Origin of the sequence: Mycobacteroides immunogenum (genome assembly GCF_001605725.1) — a bacterium.
Taxonomy (GTDB): Bacteria; Actinomycetota; Actinomycetes; order Mycobacteriales; family Mycobacteriaceae; genus Mycobacterium; species Mycobacterium immunogenum.
This window is the reverse complement of sequence record NZ_CP011530.1, coordinates 4,587,572-4,610,312: the sequence shown is the minus strand read 5'-3', so window position 1 is coordinate 4,610,312 and position 22,741 is coordinate 4,587,572. Positions and strand designations below refer to the sequence as shown.

23 protein-coding genes are annotated in these 22,741 nt (G+C 63.8%); 17 read left to right on the top strand and 6 right to left on the bottom strand.

Going from position 1 to position 22,741, the window contains the following annotated elements; genetic code table 11:
• Positions 1-3: 3 nt before the first annotated feature.
• The 3 genes from ABG82_RS22910 to ABG82_RS22900 form a co-directional block, all read right to left on the bottom strand.
• Positions 4-882 carry an ABC transporter permease gene (locus ABG82_RS22910; RefSeq protein ID WP_043076935.1) on the bottom strand — a complete coding sequence of 293 codons (879 nt, stop codon included), beginning with the start codon at positions 880-882 and terminating at the stop codon, positions 4-6.
• A gap of 2 nt (positions 883-884) precedes the next feature.
• A complete protein-coding gene (locus ABG82_RS22905) occupies positions 885-1,847 on the bottom strand; it encodes an MlaE family ABC transporter permease (RefSeq protein ID WP_043076936.1) in 963 nt (320 codons plus the stop codon).
• A 348-nt stretch (positions 1,848-2,195) separates the two neighbouring features.
• On the bottom strand, positions 2,196-2,855 hold the full coding sequence (locus tag ABG82_RS22900; protein ID WP_043076937.1) for a TetR/AcrR family transcriptional regulator: 660 nt from the start codon (positions 2,853-2,855) through the stop codon (positions 2,196-2,198).
• 293 nt (positions 2,856-3,148) lie between these two features.
• On the opposite strand from ABG82_RS22900, the gene ABG82_RS22895 reads away from it, so the two are divergent.
• The 5 genes from ABG82_RS22895 to ABG82_RS22875 all read left to right on the top strand — a co-directional run bounded on the left by ABG82_RS22895 (position 3,149) and on the right by ABG82_RS22875 (position 9,299).
• Positions 3,149-3,844, top strand: a complete 696-nt coding sequence (locus ABG82_RS22895; RefSeq protein ID WP_043076938.1) for a TetR/AcrR family transcriptional regulator — start codon at positions 3,149-3,151, stop codon at positions 3,842-3,844.
• A gap of 198 nt (positions 3,845-4,042) precedes the next feature.
• Positions 4,043-4,897: a metal-dependent hydrolase gene (locus tag ABG82_RS22890; RefSeq protein WP_043076939.1), complete on the top strand. Its 855-nt coding sequence runs from the start codon at positions 4,043-4,045 to the stop codon at positions 4,895-4,897.
• Positions 4,898-4,926: 29 nt separating this feature from the next.
• A complete protein-coding gene (locus ABG82_RS22885) occupies positions 4,927-6,498 on the top strand; it encodes a flavin-containing monooxygenase (protein ID WP_043076940.1) in 1,572 nt (523 codons plus the stop codon).
• Complete coding sequence (locus tag ABG82_RS22880) at positions 6,495-7,445, top strand: SDR family NAD(P)-dependent oxidoreductase (protein ID WP_043076941.1); 951 nt, start codon at positions 6,495-6,497, stop codon at positions 7,443-7,445. The genes ABG82_RS22885 and ABG82_RS22880 overlap by 4 nt, the downstream gene beginning before the upstream one ends.
• 30 nt (positions 7,446-7,475) lie before the next feature.
• Positions 7,476-9,299, top strand: coding sequence for an SDR family oxidoreductase (locus ABG82_RS22875; protein ID WP_043076942.1), 1,824 nt, complete (start codon positions 7,476-7,478; stop codon positions 9,297-9,299).
• 15 nt (positions 9,300-9,314) lie between these two features.
• Here the strand turns inward: ABG82_RS22875 and ABG82_RS22870 are convergent, their stop codons facing one another.
• Positions 9,315-10,094: a class I SAM-dependent methyltransferase gene (locus ABG82_RS22870; RefSeq protein WP_043077089.1), complete on the bottom strand. Its 780-nt coding sequence runs from the start codon at positions 10,092-10,094 to the stop codon at positions 9,315-9,317.
• Between the two features lie 259 nt (positions 10,095-10,353).
• On the opposite strand from ABG82_RS22870, the gene ABG82_RS22865 reads away from it, so the two are divergent.
• Genes ABG82_RS22865 through mca form a run of 3 tightly spaced genes read left to right on the top strand, consistent with a single transcriptional unit; the run spans position 10,354 to position 13,381 of the window.
• Positions 10,354-11,922 (top strand): flavin-containing monooxygenase, encoded by a 1,569-nt coding sequence (locus tag ABG82_RS22865; protein ID WP_174544380.1) that lies wholly within the window; start codon positions 10,354-10,356, stop codon positions 11,920-11,922.
• The gene (locus ABG82_RS22860) at positions 11,912-12,457 is read left to right on the top strand and encodes an SRPBCC family protein (protein ID WP_043076943.1); all 546 of its coding nucleotides are present in this window, start codon (positions 11,912-11,914) and stop codon (positions 12,455-12,457) included. The genes ABG82_RS22865 and ABG82_RS22860 overlap by 11 nt, the downstream gene beginning before the upstream one ends.
• A 51-nt stretch (positions 12,458-12,508) precedes the next feature.
• The gene (gene mca / locus ABG82_RS22855) at positions 12,509-13,381 is read left to right on the top strand and encodes a mycothiol conjugate amidase Mca (RefSeq protein WP_043076944.1); all 873 of its coding nucleotides are present in this window, start codon (positions 12,509-12,511) and stop codon (positions 13,379-13,381) included.
• Positions 13,382-13,419: 38 nt separating this feature from the next.
• Here the strand turns inward: mca and ABG82_RS22850 are convergent, their stop codons facing one another.
• Positions 13,420-14,235: a hypothetical protein gene (locus tag ABG82_RS22850; protein WP_005077870.1), complete on the bottom strand. Its 816-nt coding sequence runs from the start codon at positions 14,233-14,235 to the stop codon at positions 13,420-13,422.
• A 34-nt stretch (positions 14,236-14,269) separates the two neighbouring features.
• On the opposite strand from ABG82_RS22850, the gene ABG82_RS22845 reads away from it, so the two are divergent.
• From ABG82_RS22845 to ABG82_RS22805, 9 genes are all read left to right on the top strand, one after another.
• Positions 14,270-15,217: a Ppx/GppA phosphatase family protein gene (locus tag ABG82_RS22845; RefSeq protein WP_043076945.1), complete on the top strand. Its 948-nt coding sequence runs from the start codon at positions 14,270-14,272 to the stop codon at positions 15,215-15,217.
• A gap of 57 nt (positions 15,218-15,274) precedes the next feature.
• Positions 15,275-16,555, top strand: coding sequence for a membrane protein (locus tag ABG82_RS22840; protein WP_043076946.1), 1,281 nt, complete (start codon positions 15,275-15,277; stop codon positions 16,553-16,555).
• A gap of 16 nt (positions 16,556-16,571) precedes the next feature.
• Entirely contained in the window at positions 16,572-17,417 is an 846-nt protein-coding gene (locus ABG82_RS22835; protein WP_043076947.1) for a sugar phosphate isomerase/epimerase family protein, read from the top strand.
• A gap of 5 nt (positions 17,418-17,422) precedes the next feature.
• Positions 17,423-18,262, top strand: coding sequence for a thioesterase family protein (locus ABG82_RS22830; RefSeq protein WP_078343802.1), 840 nt, complete (start codon positions 17,423-17,425; stop codon positions 18,260-18,262).
• A 27-nt stretch (positions 18,263-18,289) separates the two neighbouring features.
• A complete protein-coding gene (locus ABG82_RS22825; protein ID WP_043076949.1) occupies positions 18,290-18,745 on the top strand; it encodes a nitroreductase/quinone reductase family protein in 456 nt (151 codons plus the stop codon).
• Positions 18,746-18,754: 9 nt separating this feature from the next.
• Positions 18,755-19,198: a nitroreductase/quinone reductase family protein gene (locus tag ABG82_RS22820; protein ID WP_043076950.1), complete on the top strand. Its 444-nt coding sequence runs from the start codon at positions 18,755-18,757 to the stop codon at positions 19,196-19,198.
• A 45-nt stretch (positions 19,199-19,243) separates the two neighbouring features.
• Positions 19,244-19,867, top strand: coding sequence for a DJ-1/PfpI family protein (locus tag ABG82_RS22815; protein WP_043076951.1), 624 nt, complete (start codon positions 19,244-19,246; stop codon positions 19,865-19,867).
• Positions 19,864-20,373, top strand: coding sequence for a MarR family winged helix-turn-helix transcriptional regulator (locus tag ABG82_RS22810; protein WP_308213258.1), 510 nt, complete (start codon positions 19,864-19,866; stop codon positions 20,371-20,373). The genes ABG82_RS22815 and ABG82_RS22810 overlap by 4 nt, the downstream gene beginning before the upstream one ends.
• Positions 20,374-20,555: 182 nt before the next feature.
• A complete protein-coding gene (locus ABG82_RS22805; RefSeq protein WP_043076952.1) occupies positions 20,556-21,497 on the top strand; it encodes a R2-like ligand-binding oxidase in 942 nt (313 codons plus the stop codon).
• On the opposite strand, the gene ABG82_RS22800 is transcribed toward ABG82_RS22805, so the two are convergent.
• On the bottom strand, positions 21,494-22,738 hold the full coding sequence (locus ABG82_RS22800) for a serine hydrolase domain-containing protein (protein ID WP_043076953.1): 1,245 nt from the start codon (positions 22,736-22,738) through the stop codon (positions 21,494-21,496). The two genes, ABG82_RS22805 and ABG82_RS22800, sit on opposite strands and share 4 nt — an antisense overlap.
• Positions 22,739-22,741: the final 3 nt, after the last annotated feature.

Sequence of the window (22,741 nt, the reverse complement as noted above, 5' to 3'; positions counted from 1 at the left end):
CCGTTACCCCGATATCTGAATTCCAGGATTGTTGCCCCAGAAGAGCAACGTGAGGAGCATGTCGAAGAGCACGACCGCCACCAGCGAGGCCCGGATCGCGCGGCCCGAGGCCATCCCTACGCCCTCGGGCCCGCCGCCCGCGTAATAGCCCTGATAGCACTGGATGGCGATGATGATGACGACGAACACCACGGCCTTGATCACCGAATAGAGCACGTCCACCGGGTGAACGAAGGAGTCGAAGTAGTGCTTGTACACACCCTGTGACTGGTTATGGACGAAGAACACCATGAAGGCGCATGAACCGTAGGCCAGCAGCAGGGTCAGGACATACAGCGGAACGATGATGATGATTCCCGCGATCACCCGGGTGGTGACCACGAAGGGGATGGAGCGGATGCCTTGGGCTTCCAGTGCGTCGATCTCCTCGGAGATCCGCATGGCTCCGATCTCTGCTGTCATGCGGCATCCGGCCTGCGCCGCGAACCCGATGGCGGCGATCATCGGCGCCATTTCCCGGGTGTTCACGTAGGCCGAGATGAATCCGGTGAGCGACCCCATTCCAACCATGTCCAGCGTCGAAAAGCCGACGATGCCAACGGAAGCCCCGACCGCGATGCCCATGAAGACCAACACGCCGATGACGCCGCCGCCGACGATGATCGAGCCGTTGCCCCACGTCATATCGACCAGCAGGATCCCGGTCTGCCGCCGGTAGCGCTTGAGGGTCTGGGGTATCGCGGCGAGCACCAGGCCGACGAAAGTGATTTGGTGGCCCAGATATTCGGCGGAACCACCGGCTCCCTTGGTGAAGTTCCAGATGGACCGCGCGGCCGCGGGAAGCTCGTCGGGGAAGTATCGCGACGGACGGGATGTGGCCACGCTCAGCCCACCTTCGAGGGCATGAACATCGCGACGATCTGAGTGATGACGGTGTTGAGCACCATGACAGTGACCACTCCGATGACCACCGTGGCATTGACCGCGTCGGCGACGCCACGGGCACCGCCCTTGGCTTCCAGGCCGCGCTGGCAGGCCACCAGAATGACCACCACACCGAACAGCCACGTCTTGAGTACTGCCACAGTCACGTCATTCACGTTTGCGAACGCCGCGAATGAGGAAAGGTAGCTGCCTGGGGTGCCGCCCTGAAAGCCCACATTGACGAGGTATCCGGCGAAGATGCCGACGAAGATGATGAAGATGCAGAGCAGCGGTGATACGAAAAGGATCGCGGCCAGTCGAGGTGTCACCAACCGCTGAACCGGGTTGACGCCCATCACGCGCATGGCGTCTACCTCTTCGCGGATGCTTCTGGCGCCCAGGTCGGTGGCGACAGCCGAACCCGCGGCACCACCGAGCAGCAGCGCGGCGACGATGGGTGCTCCCTGCTGAATGACACCCAGACCGCCGGCGGCTCCGGAAATGGATGAGGCGCCGACCTGCGAGATGATGCTGCCGGCCTGCACGGCCACGATCACCCCGAATGGAATCGACACCAGAATCGCCGGGACGACGGTGACGGTCAGGATGAACCAGGACTGAATGACCGTGTCTTGCCAGGGGTGGCGCAGCCGCACGATATCGCTCACCAGAAACGCGAAGGATTGCACGACCAGATCGACGTAACGGCCCAGCGTCTTGAGCATCGAATCGGTTTGAGAGGCCGTGTACTCGAAGGGGCGCCTGAGCATGCGTGGGGCTCGATCGAGTAGCTGGGTGAAGGCTCCCGGCGCCGGATCTGCTGTGCCATCTCCCGGGGATTTGCTGTCAGATTCAACATCCGGCAGGCCGGCCCAATCTCCCACGGCGGGCTCTGCGCACGCATCGGCCGCTACGTGACTCATTGCTGAGCTCAAGAGCGGCTCCTCTGGCGTCAAATATGGGGCTGAAATGGGTTAACAGATCCAGTGTTTCCAATTACGTAACAGTGGATAACTAGTACCCTGTATCACATATGGTGGCCCAGTGTGGTGTAGGTCATTCCCTGTGTCAAGCGTGGTGTTGCCACGCTTGGGGTTAGCAGCTGTGTGCCACGCGTGTACGCATGCGTCATCTCGCCCCGGTTGAGGCTTTGTCGCAGCGAGGCCGCCGGAGGTCCCCCGACCCTGGCCTCAGCAATTCACTGACTTGGTAGTCAGATTATTGGCTAGGGCCGAGGCTAGCGGAGGCCGATGATCTTGGGACGCGAATTGTCAAGATTTTGCGCTGGGTGCAGAACTCGTCGTCGCCGTCCGCACGAGCTGGATGAATGAGCCGATGTAGGCCTCGCGCGCGGCGCCTTCCAATTCACCCCGGATGGCTTTGAGGGTGGCCGCCATCGAGAGTCCGGTGATGGCGTGAGCCAGGAACGGGATATCGACTGCCGCGGTGATGGCGCCGTCGATGACGGCCTGTTCGATGATGGTGACGTTGATGGCTTCGATGAGGTCGAGGATGCCGAACATCCGCTTGGTCATCGCGGTGTCGAGGAGGCCCTCGCGCAGGATGACCTGCATGATCTCCGGGCTGTTGTCCAGCATGTCGAACAGCCGGGTGAATACCGTGCGCAGGTGCAGCTCGAAATCGCCGGCGTTTCCGAGCAGGTCGCTGGTGTCGTTGACCGCCGCGACCGTTCTCTGGAAGTAGGTGTCGATCACGGCGTCCAGGGCGTCCCGTTTGGTGTCGAAGTACAGGTGGAACGTGCCCCGGCCGACGCCCGCGCGCTGAGTGATGTCGGTGATGCTCGCCTTGTGATAACCCTTCTCGGCGAACTCCAGCGCGGCTGCTTCGGTCAGTGCCCGCTGACGTTCGCGCGCACGCTCCGGATTGGGCGGACGGCCCGGCCCACGCCGGCCACTGTCGGTGCTGGCCACGCGACCACATTAACCACTGCTGGCAAATATGTTGGAAAAAGCACGAACTCACAACGGCGTCGTTCGGGCGCAATCACAACCCATTTCATTAGCTGAACAGTGCGTCGAGTAAATATGGTGAGGTCGGGGCTGGGCAGTAGGCGCCCCGTGTCGAGGGGCCCGGTATCGTGAAATCTTGGGTATTTGTTTGCTGGTGGTCAGGCATCGGGGGGCTGCCGCGGGCGGCTTCGTGGATTTCCGACACCTGTACCTGGTGATATGCGCGCCAACGAGTCAGATAGTCGGTCTACGATGTGGGCGTGTCAACGCAGGTGTACCCGGAGCGCGGCCTTCCTGAGCTGACCGGTGACGCGCGCGTTGACCGGTGGCGGGAGCATCGCGCGAAAGTTCGCGCGGAATTGGTCGAAGCCACTCTGAACGCGATCGATGAGCTCGGCCCTGATCTGTCGATCGATGATGTTCTCAAGTCCGCCGGTATCTCGCGGCCCAAGCTCTACCGCTTCTTCACCGACAAGGAAGCGCTCTTCGCCGCGGTCGCGATGCGCGTACAAGAGCTGGTTGTTGAGCGGGTGGTGTCGAACATCGACCTGTCCGTGTCCTTGCTGGAACTCTTCCGCACGGGGATGGCCGGATACGTCGACCTTGTCGACGAGCGCCCCAACCTGGTGCGTTTTCTGCTGAGCGTTCAGTACGCGAATGCGACATCGCTGATCGAGAGTGGGCGCCCGCTCTCCGACGCCATCGCGCAACTGGTGGGTTCGGTTTTCAGCTCGCGTGGTGGCAACGCCGACCACATTGAGTACGTGATCGACGCGATGCTGGCTTCCACCGGTATTGCCGTACTGCGCTGGTTCGACGAGCCGGTGATCAGCAAGGAGACCCTGGTCGACGAGCTGGTGGTCTACGTATGGGGCGGTCTGGCGGCATCTGCCAAGGCGCGCGGTATCGAGCTGAACCCGGACGATCCGGTTCTGCTGCCCGCCGACTAGTTTTTCCATCGCCCGGTACGGGGTCCCTCATTCCGTTTTAGCCCCTTCCGCGCCTGGCCGGCCATCTTCCGGGCCGGATGATTCTTGAATCGATGTCATCCCACGTGGTGTATTGCGCCCCGCGCTGCCACGGTCTTATGGTGTACTTCGAGTAGTACTTGAAGTACTAGTAACTTCTCGTCACAAGGGAGTGATGACATGGCCAGTCCAGCTGCGGTGTATCCCAAGACCCGGCGGATTCGTTTCCGCTTCGGTGACGACGGCAATGCCCATAAGTACTTCGTAGAGAACGACATCGTCTACAGCCATTTCGTGGCCGGTTTGTCTGGCGGCTTCCCGCCCGGGGAGGAGGGATTCATCCGCTCGGTGCGCAAGTTTTCCGATCAGATCACCGATCCAGTGCTCAAGAAGCGTGTTGCCGGATTCATCGGACAGGAGTCGGTGCACGGCCAGGAGCACCGCCGGGTCAACGAGAAGCTGATCGAGATGGGTTATCCCATCGCGTGGTGGGATTCGAAGAGGCAGGTCGATCGATTGATTCGATTCGAGAACATGCTTCCGCCGCGGGCGCACCTGGCCTTCACCGCGATGGCCGAACACATGACCGCGATCCTGGCCGAGCGGACTCTTGGCAGTGAGGAAGTGCAAGCCATTCCGGGAGACCCGGAGGTGTGGCACCTGCTCAACTGGCATGCCCTGGAAGAACTCGAACACAAGTCGGTGGCCTTCGACGTATACCGCGCGGTGGGCGGTACCGAGGCGATGCGAATCGGTCTCATGCTGGTGGCGATGACCGTCGTCCCGCCGCTGACCCTCGGCATCCTCGCGGGATCGCTGCTGTCGGACCCGGTGGCGCGGCGTCAGCCGCGTCGGCTGCTCAGGGAAGCGCGGGGTTTGTTTGGTGGGCCACTTTTCAGGGGAATTGTCGGTGATGTCCGCAAGTACCTGCGGCCCGGGTTCCATCCCGACGACATCAACACCGAGGAACTGCTGAACCGTTGGCAGCGAGAACTTTTCGGTAGCAAGGGCATTCTCGTAGATCACCTCAAATAGGCCGCGACACGTCAAAGGAGACGCGCACCGTGAGCAGTGCCGCACGGCATGCAACAACGACCGAACTGGAACAGCCGGATCACGAAGTGGCGGTGATCGGAGCTGGATTCGGCGGAATTGGAACCGGTATCTCTCTGCAAAGCAAAGGGATACACGATTTCATCATCATTGATAAGTGGGATCAGGTGGGTGGCACCTGGCATGCGAACACCTATCCAGGCGTGGCGGTAGACATCCCATCGGTGGTGTACAGCTTCTCCTATGAGCAGCGTGGTGATTGGTCGCGCCTGTTCGCGCCGGGAACCGAGTTGCAGCAGTATGCCGATTCCATGGTGGACAAGTATGGTCTGCGCGACAAACTGCGGTTGGGAACGAGCATTACCCGCGCCGTATTCGATGAACGAAATATCCTGTGGCGATTGACCACTGACGGCGGCAAGGAAATCACGGCGAGGCACTGCGTGATGGCGGTCGGTGGGCTGGAGCGTCCGAAGATGCCCGACATCCCGGGCGTGCAGGACTTCGGCGGGACACTCATGCATACCGCGTTGTGGGATCACGATGTGGCGCTTACGGGTAGACGCGTAGCCGTGATCGGCACAGGGGCGACCTCGCTGCAACTGGTTCCCGCCATCGTCGATGAGGCGAGTCATCTCGCGGTGTTTCAGCGCACCCCGATCTGGGTAGGGCCGAAGCTCGATCTGGAGATCGGGCAGCTGGGCCGGACGATATTGGGGAACAGTAAAATTCGCTCGGCCATCCGATCGGTGGCGACGGTAGGCATCGAGTTGGCGATGAGCGGCCAGGTGGCCGGGCCCACCTGGCTGATCAACGCGGTCAGGCGCGCCGGTGAGGCGCCGATGCGCCGATGGATGCGTAAACAGGTCGACGACCCGGTGATCCGTGAGAAATTGATTCCACAGTATGGGCTGGGCTGTAAACGCCCGTCGATGTCGAACGATTACCTCAAGACCTTCAATCGGGACGACGTCAGTCTGATCACCGAGTCGATCGAATGCGTCACGCCCAACGGAGTACGCACGGTCGACGGTGTCGAGCATGAGGTCGATGTGCTGATCTGTGCGACGGGATTCAAACTGTGGGACAAGGGCTCGGTGCCGCCCTTTCCCGTTCTCGGCCGTGGCGGTCAGGACCTGGGCGAGTTCTGGGACAGGCACCGTTTCCAGTCCTATCAAGGAGTTTCGGTACCCGGATATCCCAACATGTTCTCCATCACCGGACCGTACGGATTTGTTCTCGGGTCCTACCTCTGGATGATCGAGGCCACGTCGGCGCACTTGGCTCGGGCCATCGCGGAGACAAAGCGCCGTGGGGCCAGCATGTGTGAGATCCGCCAGGAAGCCCATGACGAGTACTTCCGCAAGTGCCTGAAACGGCAGGAGAAGAACTTCTTGTTCACCGACGTGTGTTCCGGATCCAACACGTACTACTTGGACCACAATGGCGACTCGCCGTTCCGGCCGACCACGCACGGCGAGATGTATTGGCAAAACCGCCACTTCAACCTCGACGTGTATCGCTACTCAACCGGATCGGCGGTACCCGAGACCGTCGCATCGACCGCAGGGGAGAGAGTATGAGAGTCAACTCGTTGGAGCCTCGCGTGGTCGTGGTGACCGGAGCGGGTAGTGGCATCGGCCGGGCCACGGCCATCAGATTCGCCAAACGTGGAGCCCACGTGGTGGTCTCCGACAGGGATCTCGATGCCGCGCAAGCCACCACGGCCATGATCCGGGCCAACGGAGACGCCGCGTCGGCGGCGCAGCTGGATGTGACCGATCCCGACCAGTGGGAGACGTTCGCGCGCGATGTGCTCGCCGACCACGGTGTTGCCGACGTGCTGGTAAACAACGCCGGAATCGCCTTGGGCGGAGCATTTTTGAAACTCACGCCAGCCGACTGGGATCGATTGCTTTCGGTGAACCTCATGGGGGTCGTGCATGGGTGCCGGGTATTCGGAGAGCAGATGGTCGAACGTGGCAGTGGGCATATCGTGAACATCGCTTCGGCAGCCGCCTTCACCCCGACTCCGGTAATGGCCCCGTATTCGGTGTCGAAGGCGGGCGTCAAGATGCTCACCGAATGCCTACGGTTGGAGTTTGGGCCCAAAGGTGTGGGAGTCAGCGCCATCTGCCCAGGATTTATCAACACCAATATCGGGCTCAACGGGATAACGGTTGGCGTGGACCAGGAAATGGTCGAGCGTGGCAAGGAAATCATGCGGCGGGTACAGGATTTCGTGGCCGGCCTGCCGTTCTCTCCGATGAGTCCGGATTTGGTGGCACGCGCGGTCACCCGTGCGGTGCGGTATGACCTTGCGGTGGTACCGGTGCGTACCGAGGCCTGGCTCGGATATGTCCTTGGCAGGGTCGCGCCGGGCATCAATCGACGTACCACACAAGCATTCTCGATTGAACGTGCCGAGCGATGGGGTGCTTGGGCCCTCGGCAAGCTCGATGAACGGAAGCTGCTCCCGCGCCAAGCCGGTGTCGAGGAGGGGCGAAAGCCCACGGCGGCACGGCGGTAGCCAGATGCTCCTCTGCGAACGGAGAAAAATATGACTCTCACTACTGAGCGTACGGACGACATGACCGGTAGCGGTGTCGCTGAACATGTGGTGCGCAACGGGGATATCGACGTCGCGTACTTCATTCAGGGCAATCCGGAGGGTGAGACGATCCTGTTGGTGCATGGGTGGCCCGACTCCCATCACCTATGGGATGGTGTCGCGCCACTGCTGCGCGACCGTTTCCGGCTGGTCGCGATTGATAATCGGGGGGCGGGAAAGAGCACCAATCCCAAGAGTTTTCGCGACTTCCGGCTCACCGAGATGGCTAGCGACTATATCGCCGTCGCCAATGCGGTCAGCCCCGATGCGCCTGTGCACGTGCTGGGGCATGATTGGGGCAGCGTGGCGATGTGGGAGGCCATCTGTAACCCGGAGCTGGAACACCGATTCTCTTCCTTTACCTCGGTGTCGGGGCCCTCGGCCCATCACATGAGCAAGTGGGTGCGCTCACGGCTCAGCAACCCGACGCCGAGGAATCTGGCGTTGGCACTGGGCCAGATCGGTTCGTTGCTCTACATGTTCGGGTCCATGACCCCTGTCATCCCGAATGTCCTGCTGAAGCTGACGATGAGCGAAAGACGCTGGCGCACTGGATTATCTCTCGCCGAGGGGGCGGCCGTGGAGGATATCCACCTGGGCCCGACTTTCATGAGCGATATCACCAGGACATTGCGGGTGTACCGCGCCAACGCGCTACCCGCCATGCTGCATCCGCAGGACCGGCACACCCGGGTGCCCGTCCAGGTCGTCGTCGGTACCCGGGACCCCGCGGTGCGCCAATCCAACTATGACGATGAGCTCAAGTGGAACCAACACACGTGGCGTCGCGTGGTCGATGGGGGCCATTGGTTGCCCTTCTCGCACCCGCAGGTGCTCGCGGCGGCGGCCACCGAACTCATCGACGCGGTATCGGGCAAGCAGCCCGGCCGCGCACTACGAAGGGCAGAAATGGGCAAGAGCCGCAAACCGTTCGAGGATCAGCTGGTGGTAATCACCGGAGGGGGCAGCGGTATCGGCAGGGAAACCGCGCTCGAGTTCGCCCGGCAGGGCGCCGAGGTGGTGCTCTCCGACGTCAACCTGGACGGAGCCCATGAAACCGTCGCACTCATCGAGCAGGAGGGTGGCGTGGCGCATGCGTACCGCCTCAATGTCGCGGATGAGGAGGCGGTCAACGCGCATGCCGAGGAGGTCGTGAAGCGCCACGGTGTGCCTGACGTTCTGGTGAACAACGCCGGCGTCGGCGCGGCCGGCGCGTTCTTGGATACCCCGTCGGAGGAGTTCCGGCGCATCATCGAGATCAATCTATTCGGGGTGGTCAACGGCAGTAGGGCATTTGGCGCCAAGATGGCCGAACGCGGGCTCGGTGGGCATATCGTGAATCTGTCCAGCATGGCGGCGTACAGCCCGCAGAAAGCGTTCACCGCGTACTCGACAAGCAAGTCCGCGGTCTTCATGTTCTCGGACTGTCTGCGCGCTGATCTCGCCGCACACAATATTGGCGTGACCACCATCTGCCCCGGCGTGGTACACACCAACATCGTTGCCACTACTAAGATTTCGGGGGTCAGTGCGGAGGAGGAGTCGCGGATGCAGCTGGCGGGCGACAAGGCCTACGCGATGCGTCGCTACGGCCCCGAGAAGGTGGCCCGCCAGATCGTCACCGCGGTGCGCAAGAACAAGCAGGTGGTGCCGGTGACACCCGAAGCGCGGCTGCAGTATCTGAACAACCGATTGGCGCCCGGACTTACCCGCTACTTCGCCGCCAAAGCGGGGATGACCGACCTCATCAAGCTGGTGCCGTCCAAGAAGTAGAAGGCGTGCTCGCCGTTAGGTGGCCATCCGAAGAGCGGCCTCGCGCCGAGCACGAATGAATTGCCCTTGTCCGGTGAGTGTTTGGTCGATGTTCGTCCATCCCTGGGCGCGCAACCAGCCGGTTATTTCATCGCGCCCGAACGCGCGGAACCCGCCGGCGCGCATGGCCCTGGTGACACCGGGTAGTGACGCCGCCGGTGTGCGCAAGGACGTGAAGATCACGATCTGGCCGTCTGCTCCCGCGACGCGGCACAGTTCCCGAACGGCTTGCTCGGGGTTGGGGATGAGGTACAGCGCGGCCAGGCATACCACGGTGTCGAATGACGCGTCGGCGAAGGGCAGCGCATGTGCACTGCCACGTATGTAGTCGACATATTCGGCAGAGTTGTCGCGGACTGCTCTGCGCAGCATCGGGCCGGACAGGTCCAGCCCGATGCACACACCGTCGGTACCGAGCTGTGCCGCGAGCTCGCGGGTGTAGAGGCCGGGGCCGCATGCGACATCGAGAATCTTGTGGTCTCCGCGACCAGCGATCTCGTCCATCAGGGTGGTGTGGGTCCTGAGGGTGCTCTTGCCGCCGTAGCTGAATCCGCGGGTGAACATCGGGCGCCAGGCGCGCTCGTAGATAGCGGCCAACAACGGGCTCTGCATGAACCGGTTGGCCAGGGAGAGTGGTTCGTCATTCTCGGGCTTCTCGGGTCCCAGGACATCGAGATACCCATGATGACGCCGTGGCGGGTGAGCGATCCGGGTGAGATCAACCAGCGATTCGGCCAGTTTCGGATCCTGCAGCATGCTCACGGTGCCTCCCGGTTCCACGTTGATCGAGCAAGTTAGTGGAACGGATGGTACTGGATACTACCGATCACGCATAGGGGCAATCTGGGGGAGTTTCCCCAGCGTGGGCCGCCGCGACAGTCTTGATATTTAGTGAATGGCATGTCAGTCTATTAAATATCCGCGCCCGGCACGGTGGGGGAGCCTCGCGGGTGGCCGGCCGGGCGGCCTGTCGAGATATGCCGTGCGAAATGGAAGGAACGCCGTGAGACGAACCATGGAAGCAGCCATGGAATTGCATGACGAACCCGATTTCGAGGTGGCCATCATCGGCGCCGGATTGGGGGGCATCTGCGCGGCCATCAAATTGCTCGAGATCGGTATCGAGGACTTCGTCATCATCGACCGAGACGAAGACTTCGGCGGCACCTGGTTGCGCAACACCTATCCGGGGGTCGGCGCTGACATCCCGGTGGTGGCGTACCAATTCACCTTCGCCCCCAAGGGTGACTGGAAGCGGTTTTTCGCGACGGGAGCCGAAATACAGCAGTACGCACTGGATCTGGTGGCTCGACACGGACTGCGCGACCATGCGCTGTTCGGGACCTGCGTCGAACGTGAGGTGTTCGACGCAGACAACCACCTCTGGCAGGTCCACACCACCGGTGGCGAGGTCATCTCGGCGCGGTTCGTGATCAGCGCGATCGGCGCCTACATCAATCCGCGTACTGCGCCGGACATTCCAGGTCTGGACAGCTTCGCGGGGCCGATCCAGGTGCCGTCACGGTGGCAACACGATATCGACATGCGCGGTAAGCGGGTCGGAATTGTCGGTGTCGGTAGTTCCACCGTGCAGATCGCTCCGGCCATCGCCGGTGAGGTGGAACATCTGGACGTGTATCAGCGGACGCCGCAATGGTACTTTCCGAAACCTGATTTCCGGTTGCCGAGGCTGTTGCAGCGGCTGTTGTCCGGACGCAGGTTCGCCAACGGTGTGAACGGAATCGGTTTGGCCGGAGTCGAACTCGGCCTGCGTGTATTGATCTATACGCCAAAACCGTTGTTCCGGGTCGGTGGGGCGATATTCGACCGGGTGGCACTGTGGGCATACCGAGGCTGGTTGCGGTACAAGGTGGATAGTCCAGCGGTTCGGGAGCAGCTGCGCCCACGGTTCGGTGCGGGATGCACGCGGGGGACTCTCGGCGCCGACTACCTGCCCACGTTCAACCGGCCGAATGTGACGCTGGTGTCGAACGGTATAGACCGGATCACCCCGACAGGCATCGTGGACAAGGCGGGCGTCGAGCGCCCCATCGACGTCCTGGTACTGGCCACCGGCTATGAGATGTTTTCCGATGCCGAGACCTATCGGGTGGGAACTGTTTTGGGTACCGAGGGATTCGACCTGGCTGAGTTCTATCGCGATAACGGGTTGCAGGCCTACCAGAGCACCTCGGTGCCGGGGCTGCCCAACAGGTTCATGCTCGTCGGCCCCTACTCGTGGACCGGCACCAGCTTCCACTACATCCTGGAGAACTCGATGCGCCACATCGGCGCTGTCATGACACGAGCCCGGGCCAGGGGAGCCACCTGGGTCGAGGTGACGCGGGAGGCGCTGGATGATTTCCAGGGCAACATTTCCCGCAGTGGCGCCAACCTGAACCGGTACTTCACGGTGAACTGCGCCGGCTCGAACAGCTATTTCATCAACTCGCAGGGCCATACGCCCTACGTGCGGCCCTGGACGGTCCTGCAGTCTTACCGGCGCAGCGTCCAATTTCCCTCAACCGCATACGAATTCAAGCGGATAAACAGCCCGGCAAAGGAGATCGAACATGCGGTTTGACGCGGTACCCATCGCGGCCGACGGAGTCGAGGACTTCTTCGCGACAGCGCCGTTCGTGACCCGAGTGCGCCGCACCTTCGACGCGCCGCCCGAGGAAGTCTGGCGGGTGGTGTCCGGGGACCGGATGTGGTCCTGGTTGCCGTCGGTGTGGGGCTGTCGCTACCCGCTGGACATCACACCAACCCCGGGCACTGTCCGGGACTTCCAGATGTACATCCACTCCTGGATGGTGTTCGCCCAGCATGAGCAGATCATTCATTTCGACGCGCCCCACGTGATGCGATACACGGCGCTCGATGCCACCTTGCCGGTGTTCGGGTCCTGGTGCGAGGAATACCGGGTGGTGCCGGAACCCGAACCCGGCAAGGCCACCGTCGACTGGACGCTCGCCTGCGCGCCGCGATATCTGACGAACCTCCCTGGTTCGCGATTCCTGATCCGTCCGGTCGCCGCCATCCTGCAACCTGTCTTCTGGTTTGGCCTCGGCGGGTTGGCCCGCGAGCTGCCGGTACGCGGGCCGCAGCGCACCGGCTGACGGTGTCCGGCCGGGCGATTTGCGCACGGTGATCTGTGTTCCACTGAGATCATGCGGTTGATGGCGGTGCACGCCCACCCCGACGACGAGTCGAGCCGCGGCGCGGCGACCCTGGCCAAGTACGCGGCCGAGGGACATGAGGTGCTCGTCGTCACGGCCACCGGGGGTGAGCGTGGTGACGTCCTCAACCCGGCGATGGACCTGCCGGGTGTTCACGAGAATCTCTCACATGTGCGCCGTGCGGAAATGGCGCTTGCTGCCAAAACTCTTGGCGTCGAGCATCATTGGTTGGGATTTACCGACTCGGGCCTGCATCTGGATCCCGGCATGGTGCCACGGGACGGTTTCGCACGGGTGCCGCTGGCCGAATCTGTGGCACGCCTTGTCGAGGTGATCGAGCATTTCCGGCCGCAGGTGATGATCACCTATAACGAATGCGGCGGCTACCCGCACCCCGATCACATCCGCTGTCATCAGATGGCCGTGGCGGCCTACGAGGCGTGCACCAGCGTGGCCAAGCTCTATTACCTTCACGAAGTCGTCCGGATAACACCGGCGATGGTGAGGTTCGCGGGCCGGGCCGAGCGGCTGGTCAGCCGTATCCCGCGCCGTAACTCCGGCGCGACAACACCCGCGGACCCGCGTCTGGGCGATGTGGCGGTACCCGGCTGGGTGCGGGCTTCTGGCGTGCTGACGCGGCGGGTGCGGGGCCGCCGCGCGACGACCCATATCGCGTGCGGTGATTACTACCGCGTACGAGACCGGGCACTGCGCGCACACGCGTCGCAGGTCGATCCCAACGGGCCGTTCTTCCTGGTGCCATGGACCTGGCGCCAGCACCTGTGGCCCACGGAAAAGTTCGAGCTCGCGCGCAGTCGTGTCGCCGCTACCGCCCCGGAGACCGACCTCTTCGCCGGCCTCTAGCCGCCCGCGCAGAGCGGTGAGTGGGGGCGCGCAGGGCGCTAGTGGGGTGCCGCGGCGACCGTCGCCGGATGCACCGCGATCAGCCCCAGGCCCTTGCGGCGCTTGCACATGGCGGCGAGTTCCGCGTAGGCCTTCTCGCCCAGGAGCTCGGTGAGTTCCGGCGCGTACGACTGCCACACCTGCTTCTTGCCGACATGTGCCGCGGGGTCTCCCGTGCAGTACCAATGCAGGTCTGCCCCGCCCTCACCCCAGCCGCGCCGGTCGTACTCGGTAATCGTCGTCTTGAGAATCTGCGAACCGTCCGGGCGGTCCACCCAGGCCTGCGTCCGCCGGATCGGCAGCTGCCAGCACACCTCGGGCTTCATGGTCAGCGGCTCAACGCCCAGCTTGAGCGCCTTCGAATGCAGGGCGCAGCCGATGCCGCCGGCGAAGCCGGGGCGGTTCAAGAAGATGCACGCACCCTTGTACTTACGTGTGCGCCACTGCTTTTCCCCGTCGAGCTCGTCCTTCTCCAGGTAGCCCTTGCGGCCCAGCCCCTTCTCGCGGAATTGCCAGTCGGCATCGGTGAGCTTTTTCACCGAATCGTCCAGATTCGCCCGGTCATCGGCATCCGACAAAAAGGCCCCATGTGAGCAGCAACCGTCGTCAGGACGCCCAGCAACGGTTCCCTGGCAGGCCGGTGTGCCGAACACGCAGGTCCAATGCGACAGCAGCCAGGTCATGTCCGCCTTGATCAGATGTTCGGGATTTTCCGGGTCGTAGAACTCCACCCACTCGCGGGCGAAGTCGAGCTCCACCTCCTGGCCGTCGAGGGAGGCGTCACGTCCAAAGGGCTGTTTTGGCAGCGTCGTCACAGATGTAAACGGTAGACCCACTAACCTGTCCAGCGTGCGATTAGGCGTGCTGGATGTCGGCAGCAACACGGTGCACCTGTTGGTGGTTGATGCCCGACGGGGTGGTCACCCCACTCCCATGAGTTCCACCAAGGCGGCACTGCGTCTGGCAGAGGCCATCGATGAGTCCGGCAAGCTCACCCGCAAGGGGGCAGACAGCCTGGTTCACACCATTCAGGAGTTCTCCAAGATTGCCCGCAGCTCGGGCTGCTCGGAGATCATGGCGTTCGCCACCTCGGCGGTGCGCGATGCCACCAACTCCGATGAGGTGCTGGCCCGCGTCAAGAAGGAAACCGGCGTGGATCTGGCGGTCCTTTCCGGCGTCAACGAGTCGAGGCTGACCTTCCTGGCGGTACGGCGCTGGTACGGCTGGAGCGCGGGACGCATCATCAACCTCGATATCGGCGGCGGCTCCCTGGAGATGTCGTGCGGAGTCGACGAGGAACCCGATATCGCGTTATCCCTGCCCCTGGGTGCCGGCCGGCTGACCCGGGAGTGGTTGGCCGAAGATCCGCCGGGACGCCGCCGCGTCGCTATGCTGCGTGACTGGCTGGAATCGGAACTGGTCGACGCCGCCAAACAGGTGTCGGCGGCCGGCGTCCCGGATCTGGCCGTAGCGTCCTCGAAAACGTTCCGGTCGCTCGCGCGACTCACCGGTGCTGCGCCTTCCGGCGCAGGACCACGAGTTAAGAGGACACTTACAGCAAGCGGACTGCGCCAGTTGATCGCGTTCATCTCGCGAATGACGACCGCAGACCGTGCGGAGTTGGAGGGAGTCAGTGTCGACAGGGCGCCGCAGATCGTGGCAGGAGCACTGGTTGCGGAGGCAAGCATGCGTGCTCTGTCGTTAGAGGCGGTCGACATCTGTCCTTGGGCTCTGCGCGAAGGGCTAATTCTGCGCAAGCTGGATAGCGAAGCAGATGGCACTGCATTCGTTGACTAAAACCCGTCCCCGGAGTCGCAGGGCCGGCGACATCAGCCTCGGACGGTAGGAGAGGACATGACCGAGTCAGACGACACGCAGCGGCCGGTATCGGTTGCCGAGCTGCTGGCGCGCAATGGTGCCGCCGAAGGCAAGATCAGCGGACACCGCCGCCGGATGCGCGGCAATGCCGATGCGATCCCGGTGGCCGAGCTGACCGGTGAGATCCCCGTCATCCGCGATAAGAAGGGCGGCCGGGCACGGCCCAACCCGGCTCCCTCCCCGGCTGCTGAAACCGCGGCGCCCGATGCTCCCAAGGCGCCCGAGGGGGCGGCAGCCTCACCGGAGACCCGCTCCTATCTGCGCTCCAACGAGGACGCGTTGTTCGGTGGTGACAGCATGGCCGACGAGGCCGCGCGCCGTGGACCCAGCGCGCCGTCGACGCCGGTGCAGCCGTCCTCGATGGCGTCTTCGCTGCGAAGCATTTTCCCGCCGACGCCTACGCCCGATGTGCGGCCGGGGGAGCCGCGCAAGTCGATCGATTTCAACGATGCCACCGGTGTGATTTCTCCTGTCACCGGCGGGCCCAAAGCCGAGCCCGAATCCGAGCCGACGCCTGCGCCGAAGCCCGAGGCGGCCAAGCCCGCCCCCGCCGTGCCGGTCGCGCCCGTCGCGCCTGTAGTGCCCCCGCCGCCGGCGCCGGTGGCTCGTCCCGCCGAGCCGGAGCCCGAGCCTGACCCCGTGCCGGAGCCCGAGGCCGTCGTACAGCCGGAAGCCGAGCCCGATCCCGTGGCCCATGAGGAGGCCCACGAGGACGAGTACGAGGACTACGCGGAGTACGAGGACGAGTACGGCGAGTACGGGCGCTCCACGCCGGTCGAGTGGACCTCACACGACGCCGAACACGACGTCAAGGGCGAAGAGAACGACTACGACGAGAACGATTACCAACTGGAGCACGAGCTCCAGGAACTCGTCAGCGAGCACGGGAGCCCGGGCGAGGCCCCGGTCAGTCAGCTCGCGGACGTCGAGGCGGGCAAGAAGTCCGAATCCGACACAGCCGAGGCCAAGGCCGACCGCAAGGAGAAGATCAAGACCTACCTGCAAGGCAGCTGGATCGCCGCGCAGTACCTGTTGGCCGCGGCCGCTGGTGCCGGCCTGTTCTTCGGATTCCGGGAGCTGTGGAGCTGGAATCAGGGCATCGCCTTGGTGCTGGGTGTGTTGTTCATCGCAATTCTGGTGGCTTCGCTCTGGGTGATTCGCAAGACGGTGGACCTGATCAGCATCCTCATCGCGATTGTGGTGGGAGCCCTGATCGCGTTCGGTCCACTCGTACTCATGCTGCAAGCGGTTGATTAGGTAGCGTTACTCAACCGTGCGCCCTGCGATCAAGGTTGGTCTGTCGACGGCCTCGGTGTATCCGCTCAAAACCGAAGCGGCCTTCGAGTACGCGGCCCGGCTCGGATATGACGGTGTCGAGCTGATGGTGTGGGCCGAGGCGGTGAGCCAGGATGTCGGCGCCGTCGCGAAACTCTCCCGCAAGTACGACATGCCGGTGCTGTCCGTGCATGCGCCGTGCCTGCTTGTGTCGCAGCGTGTCTGGGGCGCCAACCCGATCCCCAAGCTGGAGCGCAGCGTTCGCGCCGCTGAGAAATTGGGCGCACAAACCGTTGTCGTGCACCCCCCGTTTCGGTGGCAGCGCCGGTACGCCGAGGGATTTGCCGAACAGGTTGCCTCGCTGGAGGATTCGAGTGATGTCCAGGTGGCGGTAGAGAACATGTTCCCGCTGCGGGCCGACCGCTTGTTTGGCGCCGGGCAGACGTCGGTGGAACGCATGAAGCGCCGCGGCGGCAGACCCGGAATCGGTGTGTCCGCCTTCTCGCCGTCATTCGACCCCACCGACGCCAATCATGCGCATTACACCCTTGACCTGTCGCATACCGCGACCGCCGGTACCGACGCCCTGGACATGATGCGCCGCATGGGATCGGGGTTGACACACCTGCATCTCACGGACGGCACCGGCGCGTCGGTGGATGAACATTTGGTGCCGGGCAAGGGAACTCAGCCCGTCGCACAGGTATGCCGGGAGCTAGCTGCCGGTGACTTCACCGGGCAGGTGGTGCTGGAGGTGCACACCTCGGCCGCTCGCACCGAGGACCAGCGTGAGGCCATTCTGAGGGAGTCGCTGGAGTTCGCCAGAACTCATCTGGTGCGATAGACGGCGTGGTTAATGCCCCCTTCGCGCAAGCAATGTCTCTCACCCCCGCCGGTGAAGGGCTGTTTGACGCGCACCTCAGTGACATCTGGACCATCGGACCCAAGCTGCACGGCGGCGTCATGCTCGCGCTGCTCGCCGGTGCGGCGCGCGAGGCGCTGACCGAAGATCTTCTCGCCAGCGGCTCACCCGCGGGCGAAAGTGAGCCCATCGCCGTCAGCGCGAGTTACCTGTTCGCCCCGTCCCCGGGTGACATGCAAGTACGCACCTCGGTGCGCAAACGGGGCAGGCAGATTTCGCTCGTCGATGCCGAGCTCATCCAGGGGGGCCGGACCGCAGTGCACACCGTCGTCACGCTGGGCACTCCCGAGCAGCATGTGGGCCCGCTGCTGACGGCACTGCCGCCCGCTCTGACGCAGCTGCCCGCCGAGCCGCCGCCCGCCGTGGCCCCCATCTCCGAGGACCATCCGATGGGACAGATCTTTCACCTGTTCGGCGGATTCGATGTTCGGCCGTCACTGCGCTCGATGAGTGACCTGAGTGAGCGTGGCAAGCCCGAGATCGTGCTGTGGGCCCGGCCGCGCGATATGGCGCCCGACGGGCTGTTCGCGCTGGTGTGCGGGGACATCTCGGTGCCCGTGACGTTCCCGCTCGGGCGCTTTGGCTGGGCACCTACCGTGCAGCTGACCACGTATTTGCGTACGCTGCCGGCCGACGGTTGGTTGCGGGTGCTGTGCAGCACCAACCAGATTGGCCAACATTGGTTCGATTCGGAGCACACGGTCATCGACTCCGAAGGCGCGTTGGTGGTGCAGTCTCGCCAGCTCGCCATGGTGCCGGTAAACTGATCGGGCTACCTGACGAGGGAGACGGGCATGGGCGACAAGCAGAAGACGCCTGACTGGATCGCCGAGCGCGGCGCCTGGGTGCTGGAGAACGGGCATCGCGCGCTGTTGAAGCTGACCGGCGGACGCTGGCCGCACAAGCTCGGTTTCATGCCGACGCTGGAGTTGCACACCATTGGCCGAAAGTCCGGTGAGCGGCGCTCATCGTTGTTGAGCTCGCCCATCTTCACGCACGAGCGGATCGTCGTGATCGCCTCACTGGGCGGTGCCTCGCACCATCCCGCGTGGTACCTGAACCTCGTCGCCAACCCGAATGTCGAGATCACGGTGCGCGGCGAGACCAAGCCGTACCTCGCACGCACCGCGTCGGCGCAGGAGAAGGCCGAATTATGGCCGGAGATCACCCGGGGATTCGGCAACCCCTACGCGGGATACCAGCGCAGCACCACCCGGGATATCCCCGTCGTCATCTGTGAACCGGTTTAAGGAGATTTTGTGAGCAAGCAACCTGATTGGGCCATTCGGATCGGCGCCTGGTTCTTGGAGAACGGTCACCGGGCGCTGCTCGCGCTCACCGGTGGGCGCTATCCCAAGAAGGTGCTGGGGATGCAGCCGGTGGAGTTGTACACCATCGGCAGCAAGACCGGGCAGCGCCGCGGCACGCTGTTGACCGCCCCGATCTACGAGCCCGACAAGGTGGTGCTGGTGGCGTCCTACGGCGGCGGCACCGAGAACCCGGCCTGGTACAAGAATCTCGTGAAGAACCCGGCCGTCGAGATCGCCGTCGACGACGTGGCGCGTCCGTTCACGGCACACACCGCCTCCGCCGAGGAGAAGGCCGCGCTGTGGCCGGCGATCGTGAAGGTCAACCCGGGCTACGCGGGCTACCAGAAGAACACCGATCGGGACATCCCGGTCATCATCTGCGTGCCTGCCTAGCTCTCATCATTGACAACATGCTGTCGTGTTGACAGCATGTTGTCAATGGCATCGCGTATTGCTCATGTGGCCGTCTACAACGGTCTGGCCGAATCTGAGATCGGGCACCTGCTTGTCGAACTGAGGAGTGGCCGGTTCACTCGCTCGGAAATGCGCGTCGTGACCGTGGCGGTGTCGCGCATGCCCGTGACCACGATGGGAGGCCTGCGGCTGCTTCCCGATCTGGCCCTGTCGGAGCTCGACGCCGCCGCCAGTGATCTCTTGATTCTTGGTGGTGCGCAGATGTGGGATAGCGGGGGTGGCGACGAATTTATCTCTGCCGCAAGGTGTTTCCTGGAGCAGGGGGTGCCGGTGGCGGCTATCTGCGGTGCCACCGCAGGCATGGCGCGGGGCGGCTTGCTCGACGAGCGCGATCACACGAGTGCCGCGCCGGACTATCTTGCGGCGACCGGCTACCGCGGTGGCGCGCACTACCTCGACGAGCGTGCCGTGCTGGACGGCGACCTCATCACCGCGGGCCCGCAATCGCCGGTTCAGTTTGCATCTGCCGTGCTGAGGCGCCTGGGGTTGGCGTCGGAGGCCACCCTGGCTGCCTACGAGGCTTTGTTCGATCGCGCGGAGTTGGCGGCCTTCGCGACCCTCGCTGGGATGCGACCGGAGGCGCGGTGAAGGCCGAGGCTCGTGAGCATCCAGATGACGGACCGCCGCGGCAGGACTGGCCCGAGCTGCCCGCGCGCACATCTGGAGGGGACCTGCTGAGCGAAATTGTCTTGGCGACCTTTCGGCTCAACGCCCGATTCCTTGATGCCGCTCAACAGCTCGCCGCGAACGGTGGCATTACTGCCGCATGGTGGCAGGTGCTGGGGGGCATCCTCGATGGTCCGCGCGCTGTGCCCGACATTGCCCGGCGAATGGGGATGACCCGGCAGGGGGTGCTCCGGGTGGCGGATTTGCTCGTTGAGAAGGGGCTTGCCGAGTACCGGACGAATCCGGATCACCGCCGAGCTAAGGTGCTGGCCTGCACCCAAGCCGGCTACTGGGCTGTGCACCGGATCGCCCTGGTGCAACACCCCTGGGCTGACCGTATCGCCGAGGCGATCGATGATCACCAGCTTGCCGATGCACTGACGACCCTGCGACGGTTGATAGAGCGCATCGAAGCGAGTGCGTTGTGACGACACGCGTTTCCGCGAAGCCATATCCGCGTATTAATCATCGTGCAGTTCTTGCCTTTTGCTGCCTGGCGCAGCCGTTCATGAGATGCGGGCTTGGGCGGTCGTTCGATGTTCACCCTTGATTGTGAGCTGACTCACATCCAGGATGGTTACTAGGTCAATGTCGACACTAGGAGGCCCTCATGACGCGCACACATTACGGATCGCTGCGAGCGGGAGGGCTCAACTGGGATTCGTTGCCGCTCAAACTGTTCGTGGGCGGCAACGCGAAATTCTGGGATCCGGCCGATATCGATTTCTCGCGTGATCGGGCGGACTGGGAATCACTCACCGAACGCGAACGCGACTACGCCACCCGGTTGTGCGCGCAGTTCATCGCGGGTGAGGAATCGGTGACTCAGGATATCCAGCCGTTCATGTCGGCCATGCGTGCCGAGGGGCGGCTCGGCGACGAAATGTACTTGACGCAGTTTGCCTTTGAAGAAGCCAAGCACACCCAGGTATTTCGGATCTGGCTTGACGCCGTCGGGGTCAGCGATGATCTGCACGGCTATCTCGACGATCTTCCGGCATACCGCGAGATCTTCTTCGAGCAGCTGCCCGATGCTCTCGGAACACTCGCCTCCGACCCGTCACCGGCGGCGCAGGTTCGCGCCTCGGTCACCTACAACCATGTTGTTGAGGGCATGCTCGCGCTGACGGGATATTTTGCGTGGCACAAGATTTGCGTGGATCGGGGCATACTTCCGGGCATGCAGGAGCTGGTGCGCCGGATCGGCGACGACGAGCGGCGTCACATGGCCTGGGGCACCTTCACCTGCCGCCGTCACGTCGCGGCCGACGATGCGAACTGGTCGGTGTTCGAGGCCCGCATGAACGAGCTCATCCCGATCGCCTTGCGGCTCACCGAGGAAGGGTTCGGACTCTACGGCGAGGACACCCCATTCGGGCTTTCTCTCGACGAGTTCATGCAGTACTCCGCCGACAAGGGGATGCGGCGGTTCGGAACAATCAGCAGTGCCCGTGGCCGACCGCTGGGGGAGATCGACCTCGACTATTCGCCGCTGCAACTGGAAGATACTTTCGCCGCCGAAGATCGTCAGGCGCTCGCCGCCACGGTCTAGCGTGCGCTCCGCAGGGTCGCGGCCCATAGCCGGGGGAAGGCCACATTGTGCATCGGGTTGGGCAGTATCAGGTGATTGTGTGCGAGTCCAACGGCGATGTGGCGCTTAGGGTCTGCCCATCCGGTGGAGCCGCCCGCGCCCATGTGGCCGAACCCGCCCAGCAGCCCGGGGGCGGGGAAGCAGTGGTAGCCAAGGTCCCAGATATCGCGGGTGAGGAGCAGGTTGGGCTTGATCCCGCGCCCGCGAGTCAGTTCGGCGGTCTTCTCGACTGACAGCAGCCTGCGGCCGTCGACGCTTCCCTCATTGCTCAGCGCGGCGTAAAGCTTGGCCAACGCCGGCGCGGTACAGATGGCGTTGCCCGCACCCATCTGGGTGTCGTACAGCGGTGCGCTGGTGTGCCCGTTGTCGGCCACAATGCGTTCGGCCCCCGGCACGTGGATCGCGCCGGTGGCTCCGCGGGCGGCCGGAATGATGTCGATGAGCCGCGCACCGAGGGACAGGCCACGCGATAGGAAGGGTGTGTTCACCGCCTTGTCGAGCTGCGCGTAGATCCCGGCGGGGATGGTCGGTGAATCAGCAGGTGGACGGCCGAGGTGGATGCCGTCGACCCCCAGGGGTTCGGCGACTTCGGTGCGATACAAGGCCCGCATGTCGTTCCCGGTGATCGCGCGCCCGAGCCCGGCCAGCAGCCAGCCGTAGCTCATGGCGTGATAAGCGGCCTTTCCGTAGAAGCGCCCAACGGGCGCGGCGGCGAGCCGTTCCTCCATGAGCTCGTGATCGAGCAGTTCCTCGGGAGTGGACGCCAGCGGCGCCAATGCGGCGAGCCCTGACTTATGCGCCAGCACGTCGCGGACCGTGATCGATTCCTTGCCGTTGGCCGCGAACTCCGGCCAGTACCGGGCGACCGGGGCGTCGTAGGCGAGCAGCCCACGGTCGGCCAGCCGGTGAATCACGGTGGCGGTCACGCCCTTGGAGGCCGAGTACACGATGGGCGCGGTGTCGTGCGTCCACGGCACACCGGGCCGCGCTGCGCCGGCCCAGATATCGAGCACCGGTTCGCCGTCGACGTACACACAGAGCGCACCGCCCCCGACGCGGTTCACATACATCGACGCGAACTTGCGCACCACCCGACCGAACTCGGGTTGGGCCCAGCCGTGTACCCCGTCGGGCAAATCGGTGCGGACGGGAACCGGCGCGAAAACAGGTGCGGTCTGCACGCGACGCTGCGGTTGTGACATATG